Below are 16,247 nucleotides of genomic sequence, written 5' to 3'. Positions count from 1 at the left end.
GGCCAACGGCATCGCTCGAGGTCCAGGTAATTCACTTTTCAATCCAGGGGGAGGCGTCTTCGAAGTGGAAGACGTGATCGAAGCCTGCGTCGAGGCGCTTATGGAGGACAGCGAGCGTCTGGGCCGGCTCGAGCGTGCTCACGTGGTTCAGGTTGCGAGCCGTCGAGGCATCGATCCGCAGCAGGTGGGGCGCGTCATCACGGTGCTGCGCGAGTACGGGGTGCTGAGCGAAGAACCGGGGGGCGAGGGTGCGGATCGCGGTGGGATCAGGACGGACACCGGGCCGACGGCGTCCAGTGGCGACAACCAGTCAGATGCCTACCCGGGACGGATCGGGCGCCACCGCATCTTGACGGCCGAGGAGGAAGTGGCGCTGGGCCGACGCATCCAGATGGGACTACGGGCAGCGGAGTCCGCAGAGGGTGGTGAGGTGTCGGATGAAGTGGCTGAGCTCGTACGTGACGGTGAGGCGGCCCGCAGGGTGCTCGTCCGGCACAACGTGCGCCTGGCTATCGATATCGCGAGGCGGTACTTGCCGAGCGCGGGCGACCTGGAGCTTGACGACCTGATCCAGGACGGAGTCCTGGGGCTCAACCGTGCGGCGGAGAAGTTCGATCCGACGCGGGGCTACAAGTTCTCGACGTACGCCAGCTGGTGGGTGCGGCAATCGGTAAGCCGGGCCATCGCGAACACTAGCTCTGCGGTCCGCTTGCCGGTGCACGTCCGCGACGACCTACGGCGTGTGCAGCAGTACGCGCGCCGTTTCGAGGAGCGCAACGGACGCTCCGCCACGGTGGCGGAGCTGGCCGAGGGATTGAGTGAGAAGCCAGAGGAGATCCAGGCTCTGCTGGACTACTCCGCCCCCATCATCCACCTGGATGTCCCAGTGGACGAGGAAGGCGGTGCCACTCTCGGGGATCTGGTGCTTGCCGCCAAGGTGGAACGGCCGGAGGACGAGATCATCCGAGGGCTCTTGAAGGAGCAGATCCTCACGACCATCAGCACTCTGCTCGACGGCACCGACCCACGTCTGGCGCGGTTGTTGGAGGGCCGCTTCGGACTGGATGGCGAGGATCCCATGACGCTCGACGCCTTGGGCAAGGAGTTTGGTTGCACCCGCGAGTGGGTGCGGCAACTGGAGAAGAAGTTGCTTGAGCGGCTGCGGGATAACTGCCGCCTCAGGCAGCTAACGCTGGAATTCTTGGCGATGGAGGCGGCGTGACGCAGGACGTGGTGGAGGCGCAGAGCCGGTTCGTGGACTGGCTTGACAGCCAGGTAACCGCAGAAGGGCGAGGGGACCGGCACAACGTCTTGGACGCGGACCCGGCCGGGGTGTACTGGTTGGGCCGGCTGGCTCCGGAAAGTGAAGCGGCCGCCGTACGTAGAGAGCGGCGCATGGACCCGTGCGCGATTGGCCTGCGAGTGCGGCCCGAGGTCGAGGGGCCATGGACACTGCGGGCACGCCTGCGTGCGCTGGCCTGGAACCAGGTGCGCGGTTCGGAGGGGCGAGGCGAGAAGTGGGAGAAGACGGCGTCGATCGACGTAGTGGTGCCGATCGAAGTCCCATTGGGTGCTGCGGGAGTGGCCTTCGGCAGGCGTCAGATCGCCGAGGCCCTGGACGTGGCGGGTGCGGTGGGCTCGTGCGCGGAGGTGCGCGTAACGGACGAGTCTTGGCGCGGCAGCCCTGAGCTCGTGGTGGAACTCGTCAACACCACGCCTGAGGGCTCGCGTCAGCGAGGCGAGCGCCATCTCTTCGAAGTGGAGCTGACGGTCCTGGACCTGCGGACCGCCCCTTTCCTGCTGGAATCCCTGCCCGAGAGCTTCCGCTACGACCGGCGTTTGCCGGCCATCGGCATAAACTGTGGTGTTGCTCTCCGGGGCGCCAATGAACTTGTTACCACCGATCAGGTGGTTGTCGATCGATATCGCCCTGAATACACCTTTGAGCGGACCAACGCCGGGGTGTTGCCGCTGACCTTCGAGCATCTGGCCCAAGAACCGGTGGCCACCCTCGCGCGGCTGGTGGAGGCGTATGAGGCTTGGGGACTCGAGCACTGGTCCTCGGAAGCCTTGCAACGCCGCGCCACAGAGGAGTCTTGGAAGCCGGAGATGTTCCAAGAAGCCGTGGGAGCCGCTGCGGAGCACACGGCCGAACTCCAGCGGCTACGTGCAGGCGTGGCCGTTCTGGAACAGGACGCCGATCTACGTCAAGCCTTCCAGCTCATGAATCGCGCCATGCGCCGCGCGGCCCGCGGGCGCTACGCGGGCTGGCGCCCGTTCCAGATCGGTTTCATTCTCTCAGTGCTGCCCTCCTTGGTGAACGAGGGCAAAGATTGGCAGCAGGTCGAGATCGTGTGGTTCGCCACCGGCGGTGGCAAGACCGAGACGTATCTCGGTCTGCTTGTCCTAGCCGCCTTTTATGATCGAATTCGCGGGAAGCTCGCGGGCATCACGGCCTGGAGTCGATTCCCGCTACGAATGCTGTCCCTTCAACAGACCCAGCGCTTCGCGGACGCCCTAGCCGCAGCCGAGCTGGTGCGTCGTGAACACGCGATCGGGGGGGATCCTATTTCTTTGGGGTACTTCATCGGCGCGGGCGCGACCCCCAACGAAATTCCTATCGCGCCCACCGAATACAACCCCATCGACGTGGACGAGCCTCGTATGGCGGACCGCTACCAGGTTCTCACCGCCTGCCCGTTCTGCGGGTCGAAGGAGATCCGCATGAAGTTCCACCGCGGTGACTGGACCCTGCGTCATCTGTGCGCGGCACCTGGGTGCCCCAGCGATGGCAAGCCGCTACCGGTGTATGTCGTCGACCAGGAGATCTACCGCTTCCTGCCCACCGTCGTTATCGGCACTCTGGACAAGGCCGCACTGATTGCCATGCAGGGAGGCATGCGGGGCTTCTTCGAGGGACCGGCCGGACGCTGCTCACGCCCCGGCCATGGGTTCACGTACGCGAAGCGCGCTAAGCGGCCAACCGGCTGCCTGGTCCCCGATTGTCCCGGCGAGACCACGCCGCTGGCACCTAGGGACCGCGCGCGATTCGCCCCCTCCTTCCGGCTGCAAGACGAACTGCACCTGCTACGTGACTCCCTGGGCGCGGTGGACTCCCACTACGAGTCATTGCTGGACGCCCTGCAGACGGAACTCACCGGTAGAGCCCCGAAAATTATTGCCTCGTCGGCGACTCTGACGGGATTCGAGCGTCAGGTAGAGGTTCTGTACAACCGACGCGGCCGGGTATTCCCGGTTCCTGGTCCCTCTGCTCGCGAGTCCTTTTGGTCTCGTGAGACGGATCGACTGCTCCGCAGGTTCGTCGCGGTGTGGCCGCGCGGAGTCACACTTGAGTGGGTCTCAGACCGGACCACGACCATCCTCCAGCAGTCTGTGCGCCGTCTACACGACGAGCCCCAGGCCGTATGTGCCGAGGCAGGCGTCGACCCCGTCCACGTGCCCATGCTTCTGAACCTCTATGGCACTCATGTGGTGTACGGCAACACTGTGCGTGATGTTGAGGCCGCCAGGCGCTCCCTCGGAACGCAGGTCCCCGTCACACCTCTCAACGCCGCCCAACTCACCGGTCAAACCCCATTCGAGGAAGTGCGCGAGACCCTGCAACGCCTCTTGCGTCCTGAGACGAATTTCCTTGACCGCCTGCACGTGATCACCGCGTCCTCGATGATCTCGCACGGCGTGGACGTCGACAGGCTGAATGTGATGACTGTGCTCGGCGTGCCGCTGACAACTGCGGAGTTCATTCAGGCTACGGCCCGCGTGGGACGCGCCCATCCCGGCTTGGTGTACGTCATCCACAAGATCGGCCGCGAACGGGATTCCGCCGTCTTCTCCCAGTTCAGGCCCTTCATCGAGCAGGGCGACCGCTTCGTGGAACCCATTCCCATCACCCGCGCCAGCCGTCGTGTGCTGGAGCTAACCACCAGCGCGGCAATCGAGTCCCGCCGTCTGTTCGTCCACGAACCGCGTTCGGCTGGCGGACGGCTGACCACCGTGGACCTGCTCCGGAAGTACACCGCCCAGACGGGCTTGACCGCTGAGGAGGAGGCGCGGGCCTGCACCGCCGCTCTGGGCGTGTATGAAGAACACCATCTGGCCTTCACCGACGTGACCCGTCAGCTCGAGACGTACTTCATGCGCCTGGAGAACCCGGGAGACGGAGCCAAGTGGCCCAATCAACTGCTCGCACGCGCACCCATGCGTTCCCTGCGTGATGTCGAAGCCCAGATCCCTGTCAGCGACGACTAACCAAACCAGGGAAGGCACAGCGATGAAGGACGAGCGCAGCGGATCCCAGATCCTCTACAGCTTCCTCCCACAGCAGACCGCTGACCTCAAGGGCGGAATCTGGCGCACCACTGAGTGGAAAGACCCGCGCCCCGTCGATGTCGAGGATTCGATCATTAGGGGTCGCCTGATCTCCGAACTCGAAGGCTGGGTAGGCCGCGGCCTGGACGCCACCGCCGTGAATTATCTGCGTGCAGGCGGCCCGGTCGAAGTCGTGGGGGTTAACCCCGAACGAGGAGTACGCGTCGAGCGCTTTCCCCTGGTATGGGTGTGCCGGGGATGCCGACGTGTGGAGACCGGCGCCGTCAAGACCTGTCAGTGCGGGAGCAACCACTGGAGGCAGCTGCACTTCGTCGGGTTCCATGACTGCGGACTGCTGGAACAACCCTCGATTCCTCTATGCCGGGAGCACCGACAGGTCCGCATGCCTCACCAGTCGAGCATGGATGCCGCACGCATCCGTTTCGAGTGTCCGGTATGCCAGAAGGAGATCCAGAAGGGCTTCGCATGGCGTAAGTGTTCCTGCGGGCGCCGATACTCAGAGGCCAAGAACGCGGAGTACCTGCGTTACAACGTCCACCGATCTGCCAGCGTCTACACGCCCCAGACCTTCACACAGATCAACCCAGCCAGCCGCGCCGCGATGCGCCGCGTCACCGAGTCTGGCGGACCGCGTCCTGCTCTACTTTGGGCCTTGGGCGGCTTTGAGGACTCCGAGCCTGGTGCAGGCCGCCAGACCCAGACCTCCCTGGTCGACCAGCTCGTCGCTTCCGGGCTAACCCGCGCGGTTGCCGAGCAGATGGCCGCCGTGGCCGGCGCAGCAGGAGAACTGGGTGCCGAGGAAGACCTCGGCGAGCTGGCTAATGCCCACAGCCTGCAAATCGAAGCCGCTGAACGGGAGGCCGTAGACGTCGCCTTGGCAGCTACCGAGAAGGGCTCCCGCCAGCGCGTTGCCGACCTCGTCACTGCTGCTACCCCGCCCGCTGTTCAGACCCGCTACCAAGTCCACTATCCCGCCGCTCTGCAGCGCGCAGGACTAGCTGGGGTTGACCTGTTCACAGACTTCCCCGTCCTCAAGGCCGTATATGGGTACACACGAGGCGGCGGTGAGCCTGGTACCTCCCGCCTGAGCCTGTTCACGGGCAAAAGCGGACGACGGATCTATGCCGACCTACGATCCACGGAGGCCCTGTTTTTCCGCCTCGACCCCCTCCTGGTCCACACAGCCTTGAGTCAACGCGGGCATGTACTACCGCCAGCAGACGACGCGCGCACCGCCCGCACCGTTCTCGCCGCTCATGTCACCCCCCCTTCTCGCTTCAGCGACCCGGACGACGCCTCGCCCGTCGGCCGGGACCTTCTCACCCTCATTCACTCCTACGCACACCGGGCCATCCGCCAACTCGCTGTCTTCGCTGGTGTCGACCGCGAGGGATTGGGCGAATACCTCATCCCTCGGCACAACGGCTTCTTCGTCTTCGCAGCCAGCCGAGGTGATTTTGTCCTTGGTGGCCTGCAAGCTGTATTTGAGAACGACCTGCACATCCTGCTCGCGAGCATCGCCGGTGCCGAGTCCCGATGTGCTATGGATCCCGCCTGTGAACGTAACGGCGGCGCTTGCCCCGCCTGTTTGCATCTGGGTGAACCCGCTTGCGACCACTTCAATCGCTATCTGAATCGCACCGCCCTTTTCGGCCCCGACGGCTTCCTCGCCACGTCCGCACACCACACGCCGTAGCTCCGAACGCCCATCACCCCGGCGCTCGCCCTGCCAATCAGGTCGGGCGAGTGCCTGGCCCCGGCCTTCCACGCGGTTGGCCCGAGGACCGGGCGCTGCGGAACTCGGGTCCTGCGGTTCGTGGACATGCGAGCGTGATCGTTGAGAGTACTCCCTGGTCAGCGACTCGTGGTTGCTGAGAGCGAGGGCTCGCGAGCGGGGGGATGTGCAGTAACACGAGCATCCCCAACACCCCTGTGCAGCCTGCAATTCCGTATGAGGGCCAGCGCAGGTGGCCCTGCGTAAGCGGCCCCTAGGCTGGGTTCCGAACGCTGGCGCCGACGTCGCGTCAGACGTTCACCGTCGGCGGCGCGGCGGCCCGCGTCCGCCGCGCCGGGCAGGTGTCCGGCGCGCAGCCGTGACCGACGCGCGCGGTGTCGTCGTCGAGGCGGAGGAGGACGGCGAGTACGCAGCCGTCGACGACCTCGAGTTCGAGCGCGTGGTGGCGGAGGCTGGAGAGCTGGGCGCTGCTGGTGCCGCGGCGGACGACGAGCGGCGATTGGTCGCCGGGCGTCGTGAACGCGCGGCTCATCGGGGCCCGGCGCAGCCCGAGCCGCCAGGTCAGCCAGGTGTGCACGTTGACGCCGCTGCCGCGCAGGATGCCTCGGTTCACGGGGATCCGCACGCCGAGGACCTTGCCTTCAACGGCCATCGTGTCCGGCCGGGCCGGTTCCTCCTCCTCGAAGGGGCGGGCGCCGCGGGAGACGAGGTCGACGAGGCCGTCGGAGGTTTTACCGAGCTGGTCACTGAGCAGGCACTGCTTCAGGCGCCACGGGGTGACCGGGTACAGCTCTGTCACTTTGGCGAAGAGCCGGGCCCGGGACAGAGGGCCCGCCTCGGTGACCACCGCGACCATCGCCTCCACCGCTGAGGCGTACGTTGATGCGCGCAGGTGCGTCCACTCGGCCAGGGCCCAGGTTCCCTCGGGGCGGATTTGTCGGAACCGGTCGTCACGGCGCAGAGCCTCCCGCACGGCCGCGACGGTCGTCGCCGTCATCGGGGCGAGCAGCTCGTCGGCCCGGCACGGGCGCCCGGTCTCCAATAGCCACAGGTACGCGGCGTCGCGGCCCCGCGCCTTGCGGCGCACCCAGTGCTCGTCGGGGCTCCTGGCGAGCCGCGACTCAGAGTGGCTCAGGAGCCAGGTCAGGGGGAGGCCCGCAGGCAGTCCGGCCTCGGAGGCCACCTGGCCGAGGTCGTCGCCGCGGAAGGGCGCGGCGTCGGCGAGACGGCCCAGGGCGCTGCCCAGCGCGCCGGGATCGATACTCCACCAGCCGCGCAAGGGCCCCGCCCATGTCCGCGGCGCTTCCAGCCCCGCTGCGGCCAGCAGCTCTTCCAGCGCCATGTGATCGACAACCCCGAGCGCCGCAGCGAAGGTTTCTCGTGGGGCGGCCGGGCCCGCGCCTGCGGCGCGGACCGTCTCCCGCCAATCGCCCTGGATGCTGTTCGCCATCTCCACAAGCTGCTTCCGCACCCGGTTCTGGATCTGGCGCGCGCGCTCGCGGCTCAGCCCGAACACTCCCCCGACCTCGTCCAGCGTCCGACCCTCGGCCCGGCCCGCGACGACGGCCCGCTCACGCTCGTTGAAGACCCCCGTCTCCCACGCCCTGACCAGCCACTCGCTCATCGGCCACTCATCCCCCATCGTTTCCCCCTACATCTCGTTGAAATAGACGACCCGCACGCCGAGGAACTCGGCCACGCGCTGGTGTTCCTTCTTCTTCTCGGGCGGCACGGGGGCGCGGAACGGATCGACGACGCAGATCGTCCAGGGCCAGGTCTCCCCGGTAGATCGGTCGAGGATCGCAGGCCACATGAGATGCTTGAGATTCGCCGCCATGCCGACCACGAAGTGCTGCTCTTCGTCCTCGGTGCCGGCTTCGCGGATCTTGGCGCGCATCGGCTTCTGCTGGGTGGTCCCCGGGATGACCTCCCAGCCGGGGCCAAGGGTCGCCGCGACCATCTGCTCGAGCGTCGCGGCCGGCCGCGTCACGTACTTGGCGTACTTGCCTTCCCCCCGCCGCGCCCGCTCGTACTCCTTCATCGGACAGTCCTTCAGCCACGGGCGGATGTTCGCCCGCTGCCCCACGAAGTCGAGAAGCCGGCCGCCGATCTCCGGGTCCTCCGTCCACTCCCGGTAGAGGCGGGTGCGGTCCGCGTCCTGGAGGTGTGGCCACCGGGCCTCGTCGGCCTGGGTGTAGATCCGTGTGACCACGGCCTTCTCGACGGCGGCCGGGATCTTGTAGTCGGTCACAGGATTCCTTTCGGCAGAGGGAATTGGAGACGGACTTCGTCCGCGGCGGTCTCGAGGTCGGCGGCGTCCTGGATCCACATGTCCATCAGGGAGCCGACCGTCTCGTCCTGAAACTCGATCCGGGAGACATGCGGGAGTTCCAGGTGTTCGGTCTCCTCGGCCTCCAGTGTCCGGCGTAGGTTCAGCACCGCCGCAGCGCGGCGGATGTCGGTGACGAAGTCGAGGACCTTCAGAGCCTTCTTGCCGGGGCTCAGCCGCAGCCCGCGGCCGAGCTGCTGAACGAAGATTCTCCGGCTGTGGGTGACGCGGAGGAAAGCGATCAGGTTCACGTCGGGTACGTCGACGCCTTCGTTGAACACGTCCACGCACGTGATCACTGGAACCCGGCCGAGACGGAACTCATTGAGCAGGACGTCCCGGTGACGCTTCGGCAGGCCGCTGTGCAAGTGGGAGGCATTGCCCCACGCCGGATCCGAGATGGCGAGGAGACCCGCCATATGCTCGGCATGCTCGATTGTCTGACAGAACACGATGGCACGGGGTTCGGCTGTCTCCCGCCACGCCACCCGCAGATGCTCGACGATCTCCTCATCCCGCTGGGGAAGGAACAGACGCCGATTGAGGTCCTTGATCGAGTAGCCGTGATGGCTGATGTCCTGGACAGCGTCCCAGTCGACACCATCCGCGTACAACTTGTAGTCGACGGCCGACAGGTAGCCCGCCGCCATGCCCTCGGCGATACCCATCTTGAAGCTGGGGTGGCCGAAGCGGGCGGTGATGTCGAATTTGTCGCCGCGCCAAGGGGTGGCGGTAACTCCGAACCGTCCCGCAGTCCCGCACAGATCGAGGAGTTCCGCAAACCTGCCGGTCTCGGCCACGTGATGGGTCTCATCGATCATGATGAGGTCGGGTTCGTAGCCCGCGCGCACGACGGACAGTGCCGACTCAACGGTCGCGACGACGACTCCGTCGAGGGCACGGGGTTTGTTCTCGCCGGTAAGAAGGCGGGTGGGCACGCTCTTCGGGAGGTGCCGCCACAGTGCCTTCTCCAGTTGGCCGACCAGATCGCGCATGTGGGCGACGACCAGGACACGCGCGTCCGGCCGCGATGCCAGCAAGTTCCCGATGACCTCTCCGCCGACTACCGTCTTCCCCAGCCCTGTCGCCAGGACCAACAGCGCTGTCCCTTCGGCGTCAAGGTCCCGCTCGATCGCGGCCACGGCCTTTTCCTGGTACGGCCGCAGGGAGTACGCGGCGGGCGCACGGTTGGGCATCCTCTGACCGATCGCGTCCAGGGTGGCCCCATGCCACAGAGTGATGTCGACGCCAATCCCCGCCAGTTCCTTCCGCCGAGCCTCGGCCGACGCGGTGATGTCCGTGTTGGTGACCAGGACGGCCTTGTCGGCGCGATAGTGGGTGCGCGCGCGCTCGAGGTCGTCGACGCCAGCGTGGTCGGCCGTGCCGTTAGCCTTCCACTTGTTCTGGAACACCCACTGCTCGCGGTCGCGGACCGCGAGCAGGTCAGCACCGTGGTCATGAGCGCCGTCGATGACTCGGACGTCCTGGAACCCCAAGTGCCACAGAGCCCGTTCGAGTGCCTTGGTCAGTCCCTCCGGACCGCCGTCGCGCAGTTCGCCGGCGGTCAAGAACACGGCGCTCATCCCTCCCCCGCCAGCTCGTCGCGCAGCAAGGCGATGCTGAGACGGGCCCGCCGTAGCTGCTGGGCGGTGGCCCCACCCGCGAACGTGCCATGCGTCGCCACGTCCGCGAGGCAGCCCGTGACCCGGGCCAGGCTCAGCGCTTTCCCGGAGGGCGACGACACCTCGGCGTACGGGCCACGGAAGACTCCACCGTCCATGAACGACTTCGGCATCGCCTCGATGAGCCGGACCAGGGCCAGTGCGGGCATGTAGTGGACGAAACCGGAGTCGCGGCCGAGACGGCCGATGAGGCCGACGCGTCCGGCGGCGATCATCTCGTCCTCGGTCGCGGTCTTCTCCTCGTGGGTGAGGTGACCGTAGGCCGTCGTGTAGCCATCGCTCTGGTCGAGGACTTCGGCCACACGCTCGCGGATCTCCGCGAGCAGGTCACGGGCCTCCGCGCCGACGGTTGTGCCGTCGAGCACGCTGTCCTGCAGGGACTCGGCGCGGATCGCGGCGACGAGCTGGGACGGGCTCCAGTCGGAACGCGCCCGCACCTTCAGGACGGCGGCCAGTTCGACCAGGAGGAGGTCGGCGTAGTCCGCTCCGAACCGACGGAACGCCGCGTGTTCGGGGTCGACGAGCGCGGTGAGCTCGTTACCGGACCGCTGGTCGAGGAGGACCGGAACATGCTGCCGATCGTCATCGAGAAGCCGCTCGCCCGGCTTCAGCAGCAGGCTCCGCACCTTCACGTAGCCGAGTTCGGGGTGGCCGAACGACCGGCTCAGATACGCGTGGGGCGTCGCCGCCTGCTCATAGCGGGCCAGGCGCTCGCTGCGGGTCTCCTTCTCCTCCTTTAGTGACACGGGGGCCGCCGGGGCGGCGGGCGGCGCGGAGGTGGTGGACGCGCTCTCCGGCCGGGCCGTGCCGGAGGTGGGCATATCGGTCGGGAACCCGAGCGCTTCCTCAACGGCCTTCTCATCGGGCTGGCTCGGCACACTGGCCGCCGTCTTGGCTTCCTTGCCCCGCTTCTTGATCTCTTCGTGCCGCAGGACCGCCTGCCACCAGTGCTCATCCGTCTGGAACTCAGGGGCACCTGCTTGGAACTTCCTGCCCCAGTCCCGGGTGTCCTTGTGGACCGGCTTGTGGCCGTCGCCGGGGACGAGGCAGCGCAGGCCGGCGTCGTTGCGGCGGAAACCCTTGAACAGCAGGGCAAGTGGGCTGTCGTTCTCCGAGTAGCCCTGAGCCCGCTTGGGCTGGAGCGGCGCCACGCCGCGTAGCAACTCCACGGCCGCGAGCCAGCTGCGGTCCCCGTACTCGAAAGCGTCCTTCTGGTAAGTGACTGGGACGTGGTCGAGGTGGATCTCGCCGATGAGGCGGCCGCCTTGGTGGGCGAGTTCGACCGGGTACTCGGGTACCTCCTCGTCGCCCTCGCGACCCTCGGGGTTGTTCCAGGTGAAGAGCTGCTTATCCCACCGCAGGATCTTCCGGCCGTTGCGCAGGAAGTCGATTCCGTACTCGGTCTTGTCAAGGTAGCGCTGGACGCCGAGCCAGCCGTGGATCCGGCGCTCACGCACGATCAGGTTGCCGCTGCCGCAGACCGCGCAGACCTCGCCCGAACCGATCTGCCACTCCCCACAGTCCCGGCAGGCGGTCCCGTCCTGGAGCTTCTCGTCGATCGGGATGTAGGCGGGGATCCGCTCCTTGCCGTTGTAGAGCACGTAGCGGTCATCGCCCCAGCGGCAGTGGCGGACCGGCTTGACCCGGGTCCCGCCGACGTAGAGGTCGAAAGGATGCTCGGTGAGGATCCACGAGTACACCGAGCCCAGGATGTTGCGGAGCGAGGCACCATTGCGGCGCAGCCACTCGGCGCGTGTTCGGTGAAGGCGGTCGAGGATGATCCTCGTGCCGTGCTGGGACGGATCGCTCTTCGGCTCGGTGATGTCCTTCGCTTCGAAGTCATCCTTGATCTGGTCGAGGTCGATTTCGACGCCGATCCATTCCGTGTCGCCCGCGCGGGTCGTCAGCACGCGGGTGCGCCTGCCGAGGCGGGCAGTCGAGATGTTGAAGCCCATGCCGAACAGGCCGAGCTTGTCGTGCATGTCGTTCCCGGACCAGCCAGCCCGCACCGCGCGCGCCAGCCGGTCGTACGACATGCCACGTCCAGTGTCGCGGACTTCCAGGACTCCCTTCGGGGACGACGGCAGGGTCACGACGACCGTGAAGTCGTCCGCTGGCCACTCCGTCCCCGAGCGGAGGATGTCGAGGAAGTCGTCGAAGGAGTTGTCGACGAGTTCGGCCACGCACTGCCACTCGTCGAAATCGATCTCGCCCAGCATGCTGAGCACGCGGGCGGAAGGGGTGATCTTCACTCCGGCGGAACCCTCCTGGTGGGGACGCTGTTACGACGGCCGCGGCGTGCGTGGGCACGACGAAGCCGCCCGACTCTCATGAGCCGAGCGCTCGATCTCGAGGGTAGAGGCGGCCACTGACAATCCGGCCGGAGTTTGCGAACCCCGGCGAATCGTGTGGCTACCGGGGCGGGGATGAAAGTGTTGAACCCTCGTGAACAGGGATGATCCGGTCAAGGATGGTGAGGGGAGCGCGTGGCCGTCGCGGTCGTGGTCTTCTCACGCACCAGGTTTGCGACGCGTTCCGCGGCAGCTTCAGGGTCTTCGTGTTCCCCCGCCCGTGCAGCAGCGACTGGAGGGCCGACTCCGGCACCGTGTCCTTGTCTCGGTTGCCGCGTATTGAGGCCCTTACCGAGGGCGATCATGCCCAGTCGTCTGCACCCGCGTCGGTTCAGACCACACGGCAAGCTGTCTCACTCGCCGCAGCGCCCCTTTGACCCGATCCCACCTCCACCACGCATGAAAGACTGGGGTGGTGATTCGAAGCCCATCCGAAGTCACCGTCGGCGCCGACGGCACGGTTGCCCTGCCCATGAGCATCTTGGCCGAGGCTGGTATTAACCCCGGTGAGACATTGCTGGCTCACAGTGATGGGGACGGCAGGGTCGTCCTGCGCCGTTTGGATGACGCTGTCAGTGACCTGATCAGTGGTCGCCAATTGTAGCGACGAGGTGCGCTGAGCCGCGCTTTCGCCGGACGGCGTTCTCGATTCGAGTCGCTGCCTGGTTGAGGTCGTCGTGCTCCCAAACGCGGATGACTGTCCAGCCGGCTGCGGCCAGCGTGTCGTTGGTCTCCGTGTCCCTTGCCCTGTTGCCGTTGATCTTCTCCCGCCAGAAGTCCGCGTTCTTCGTGGAAGGCCGATAGTGGTCCGGGCAGCCATGCCAGAAGCAGCCGTCCACGAATACCGCGATGCGGTCGCCGGGGAAGACGAGGTCGGCTCTCCGCCGGACGTCGGCGATTGGCCGGGTGTCGACCCTGTAGCGCATGCCGCGGCGATGGAGCAGGCTGCGGAGCAGCAGCTCCGGCCTGGTGTTCTTGCTGCGGTTTCCGCGCATCGAGGCCCGCACCTCGAGCGACGACGCGGTCGACTCGGGCGGCAGTGTTTCTTCCGCCAGAAGCCCCTTCGCTCGTGCTTGTCGCCATGCCTCAGCCAGGTTCTGTTTGCGCGAGTCGAACTCGACCTCGCAGACGTAACTCTCCTCGGTCTTGCCGTCCTGCGACCAGCGCAGATAGGCGCGAATGCGCCGTGTGCTCCGGTACAAGCGGAGCGTGATCGAGGCGCGTGCGAGGCGCCCGTCGCCCAGGTCGACGTTGCGTCGATTGCGGCCGCCGGCGGCGCGGTCTTGCTCAACCGCCGGCGCGGCCGCGCCGACTCGGCGCTTATACGCGTGCTCCGGGGGCAGCCTGTCCTTCCAGTGCCCCCCGACCCCTGTCTGCGGCATGACTCTAGTGTCCCGCCGTAGACAGGGCGTCGGCGACGGCCTTGGCGAAGAACTCACCGAGGACCACCGGAACAGCGTTGCCCAACTGCCGCATTTGCTCGCCTCGGGGGCCTGAGCCGTGCCATTCGTCCGGGAACGTCATTACCCGGGCGGTCTCGCGCACGGTCATGTAGCGGTACGGCGCCGAGGCGTCGGGCACCCGCTCGTCCAGGCGCATCACGGACTCACCACCCGGCACGCCATGAACGCCGGCCTTGACGGTCTTCGCGGGACGGTCGAGTTCGTTCGGGGTGTGCCCCTTGTAGATGCGGGCTCCAGGCCATCCAATGTGACCGACGACGTCGATCTCCCGGCCGAAGTCGAACTTCTCGTGGAGGCGTTCTAGATCGACAAAGGGCAGCGCCGGGGACTCCACGTCTGTGCCGTAGCCCTGGATGGCATCGCGCAACGTGCGCCACGGCTGGCAGTCGTCTTCCTTGATCACCTTGGGGAGGTGCTTTCGCACGCGGTCGCGAACGTGGTCCTCTACGTCTGGGTGGCGCTGCCAGTAGGGTCCGTCCTCGTCGCGCATGGATCGGTGCAGGGCATCCTCTGAGAACCTCTCCGTCGTGACGTACTTTTCGAAGGCGTCGACGTCCACGCCGAGGTCGGCCCGAAAGGCCACAATCACGACGCGGTTGCGTACTTGCGGGACTCCGTAGTTGGCGGCGTTGACCCGCACCATCACAACCCTGTAATGATCCGGGTCACTGTCATCATCGGACAGCTGGTTGAGGATGTCCGTCAGGTGGGCGTTGTGGTCCTGCCACCTGTCGCGATCGACGCGCTTCTCAAACGGAAGGCGCAGCTCGTTCTGGATGTATTGGAAGTACTCTTCGAAAGACGGTCGCAGCAGTCCGCGGACGTTTTCGCAGATAACCGCCTTCGGTCGCATCTCTCGCACGGCCTTGAACATGGCCGGGAACATATTCCGCTTGTCCTCGTCGCCCTTGGCGACCCCACCGGCGCTGAACGGCTGGCATGGAGGGCCGCCGGCGAGGACGTCGACCTTACCCTCGAAGGCGCTCAGGTCTAGGTCGCGCACGTCCCCCGGGTAGAGGGGGGCGGGCTGCCCCGGCCGTGGCGGCTTGGGGTTCTTCTCCTCGGTGCGCTCCAGGCCGTCGACGCCAAGGGTCTTCCGCGCACTCGCGATGAGCGTCTCGCAGGCCCGGTTGTTGAACTCGTTGAACAGGAGTGGGCGGAAGCCTGCTTGGTGGACCGCCATGGCAAGGCCGCCCCCGCCCGCGAACAGTTCAACGCTGGTCCGCGGCTTCTTTGCTTCTTCAGGCAGGTCAACCATGGGGAAACCATACCGCGGAGTTTGTGATCATGGCGGGTTTTCACTCGAACGGGTCGCCTATAAGTGAGCAAGACCATAGGGTCCGTGGTGATCAACGCGGCAGAAGGAGCCCAAGAGAATGACGCAGGCGGCCAGGTCGGACGGCCGTGGCACCTACCACGACGACTTCCGGCTGAGCATCACCAAGGCCCTTGGTGATCAACTGGCCCAGGCGCTGACGGACCTCGGTCGTGCCCCACTCGACGAGCAGTACCTCGCCAGCCTCGACGAGCGGCCCGGCGTCTACCAGCTCTATCTCCACGGTAAGTTCGTCTACGTAGGCAAGGCTGATAAGTCCCTGCCCAGTCGACTGGCCAACCATCTGCGGAAGCTCTCAGGCCGGCGCAACATCGACCTCCGCGACGTTACGTTCTCCTGCCTGTACGTCGACGAGGACTTCTCCGCCCTGGCTCCCGAGCAGCTGCTCATAAGCCACCACAAGGAAATGGGCAACATACCGTGGAACAACAACGGGTTCGGCAATAAGGACCCAGGGCGTCAGCGTGACAGCACGGTCCTGAAGAAGAACCACTTCGACGTCATCTACCCGATCGACCTGGATCGTCCCGTCGAGGGCCTGGAGCCCGGGAAGATCGCGCTGAGCGCCTTTCTAAAGACGCTCAAGAACGGACTGCCCTACAACTTCCGGTACACCGAGCCGCCGCGCTCGAAGGCGACCTTCTTGACTGTGCCGCAGGCTGGTCTGTCCGCCGGCGAGGCGTTCCATTTGGTGTCCGAGGTGCTTCCAGAGGCGTGGCAGATCGCTGCCCTCATGGGGTACGTGATCATGTACTCGGACTCCCCGAACGAGTACAAGAGTGCTTGGCGGTACTACCGGTCTGGCAAGGTAGTCGAGACCGAACCCGAGGCGTTGTCCGAGGAGGTCACCCAGGGTGACCTTTTCGACGTCGATGAGTGACCAGGAACGCAGTAGTCAAACTTAGCCCGCCCCAATGGGACCTCCCGCAAATGGGTCGATCACCGATCAGGAAGCCATGCCCGCCGAGTACACCCCCACATGGTTCGACCTCTGTCGACCG

11 protein-coding genes are annotated in these 16,247 nt (G+C 66.2%); 5 read left to right on the top strand and 6 right to left on the bottom strand.

What is annotated here, in order from left to right:
* Positions 1–64 precede the first annotated feature (64 nt).
* The 3 genes from FE633_RS23035 to FE633_RS23025 are packed head-to-tail and all read left to right on the top strand — an operon-like array spanning position 65 to position 6,046.
* Complete coding sequence (locus FE633_RS23035) at positions 65–1,222, top strand: sigma-70 family RNA polymerase sigma factor (protein WP_138047046.1); 1,158 nt, start codon at positions 65–67, stop codon at positions 1,220–1,222.
* Positions 1,219–4,269, top strand: coding sequence for a helicase C-terminal domain-containing protein (locus tag FE633_RS23030; RefSeq protein WP_138047045.1), 3,051 nt, complete (start codon positions 1,219–1,221; stop codon positions 4,267–4,269). Before FE633_RS23035 ends, FE633_RS23030 begins: the two co-directional genes overlap by 4 nt.
* Before the next feature lie 22 nt (positions 4,270–4,291).
* Complete coding sequence (locus FE633_RS23025) at positions 4,292–6,046, top strand: hypothetical protein (protein ID WP_138047044.1); 1,755 nt, start codon at positions 4,292–4,294, stop codon at positions 6,044–6,046.
* A 328-nt stretch (positions 6,047–6,374) separates the two neighbouring features.
* Here the strand turns inward: FE633_RS23025 and FE633_RS23020 are convergent, their stop codons facing one another.
* From FE633_RS23020 to FE633_RS23005, 4 genes are read right to left on the bottom strand one after another with little or no spacing between them, the layout of a single operon-like run.
* Complete coding sequence (locus FE633_RS23020) at positions 6,375–7,709, bottom strand: sigma factor-like helix-turn-helix DNA-binding protein (protein ID WP_246113777.1); 1,335 nt, start codon at positions 7,707–7,709, stop codon at positions 6,375–6,377.
* A gap of 27 nt (positions 7,710–7,736) precedes the next feature.
* Positions 7,737–8,336 carry a hypothetical protein gene (locus FE633_RS23015; RefSeq protein WP_138047042.1) on the bottom strand — a complete coding sequence of 200 codons (600 nt, stop codon included), beginning with the start codon at positions 8,334–8,336 and terminating at the stop codon, positions 7,737–7,739.
* Positions 8,333–9,997: a DEAD/DEAH box helicase family protein gene (locus FE633_RS23010; RefSeq protein WP_138047041.1), complete on the bottom strand. Its 1,665-nt coding sequence runs from the start codon at positions 9,995–9,997 to the stop codon at positions 8,333–8,335. Before FE633_RS23010 ends, FE633_RS23015 begins: the two co-directional genes overlap by 4 nt.
* The gene (locus tag FE633_RS23005; protein WP_138047040.1) at positions 9,994–12,348 is read right to left on the bottom strand and encodes an ATP-binding protein; all 2,355 of its coding nucleotides are present in this window, start codon (positions 12,346–12,348) and stop codon (positions 9,994–9,996) included. The genes FE633_RS23010 and FE633_RS23005 overlap by 4 nt, the downstream gene beginning before the upstream one ends.
* Before the next feature lie 511 nt (positions 12,349–12,859).
* Between FE633_RS23005 and FE633_RS49525 the strand changes: the two genes are divergently transcribed.
* On the top strand, positions 12,860–13,051 hold the full coding sequence (locus tag FE633_RS49525) for an AbrB/MazE/SpoVT family DNA-binding domain-containing protein (protein ID WP_342791202.1): 192 nt from the start codon (positions 12,860–12,862) through the stop codon (positions 13,049–13,051).
* On the opposite strand, the gene FE633_RS48585 is transcribed toward FE633_RS49525, so the two are convergent.
* Both FE633_RS48585 and FE633_RS22985 read right to left on the bottom strand, forming a co-directional pair.
* The gene (locus FE633_RS48585; protein ID WP_246113776.1) at positions 13,032–13,829 is read right to left on the bottom strand and encodes a very short patch repair endonuclease; all 798 of its coding nucleotides are present in this window, start codon (positions 13,827–13,829) and stop codon (positions 13,032–13,034) included. The genes FE633_RS49525 and FE633_RS48585 overlap by 20 nt on opposite strands.
* A gap of 4 nt (positions 13,830–13,833) precedes the next feature.
* Positions 13,834–15,168, bottom strand: coding sequence for a DNA cytosine methyltransferase (locus FE633_RS22985; protein WP_138047039.1), 1,335 nt, complete (start codon positions 15,166–15,168; stop codon positions 13,834–13,836).
* A gap of 118 nt (positions 15,169–15,286) precedes the next feature.
* Between FE633_RS22985 and FE633_RS22980 the strand changes: the two genes are divergently transcribed.
* A complete protein-coding gene (locus FE633_RS22980) occupies positions 15,287–16,126 on the top strand; it encodes an Eco29kI family restriction endonuclease (protein ID WP_138047038.1) in 840 nt (279 codons plus the stop codon).
* Positions 16,127–16,247 lie beyond the last annotated feature (121 nt).

The sequence above is a fragment of the Streptomyces montanus genome (assembly GCF_005786655.1).
In the GTDB taxonomy this organism is placed as follows: domain Bacteria; phylum Actinomycetota; class Actinomycetes; order Streptomycetales; family Streptomycetaceae; genus Streptomyces; species Streptomyces sporangiiformans.
The sequence above is the reverse complement of the archived record's forward strand: the minus strand, read 5'-3'. Positions and strand labels throughout refer to the sequence as shown.

Excerpts from the sequence above, each read along its gene's own strand:
- FE633_RS22980 (WP_138047038.1), top strand. The coding sequence starts at position 15,287 with ATGACGCAGGCGGCCAGGTCGGACGGCCGTGGCACCTACCACGACGAC.
- FE633_RS23025 (WP_138047044.1), top strand. The coding sequence starts at position 4,292 with ATGAAGGACGAGCGCAGCGGATCCCAGATCCTCTACAGCTTCCTCCCA.
- FE633_RS22985 (WP_138047039.1), bottom strand. The coding sequence starts at position 15,168 with ATGGTTGACCTGCCTGAAGAAGCAAAGAAGCCGCGGACCAGCGTTGAA.
- FE633_RS48585 (WP_246113776.1), bottom strand. The coding sequence starts at position 13,829 with ATGCCGCAGACAGGGGTCGGGGGGCACTGGAAGGACAGGCTGCCCCCG.
- FE633_RS23010 (WP_138047041.1), bottom strand. The coding sequence starts at position 9,997 with ATGAGCGCCGTGTTCTTGACCGCCGGCGAACTGCGCGACGGCGGTCCG.
- FE633_RS23020 (WP_246113777.1), bottom strand. The coding sequence starts at position 7,709 with ATGAGCGAGTGGCTGGTCAGGGCGTGGGAGACGGGGGTCTTCAACGAG.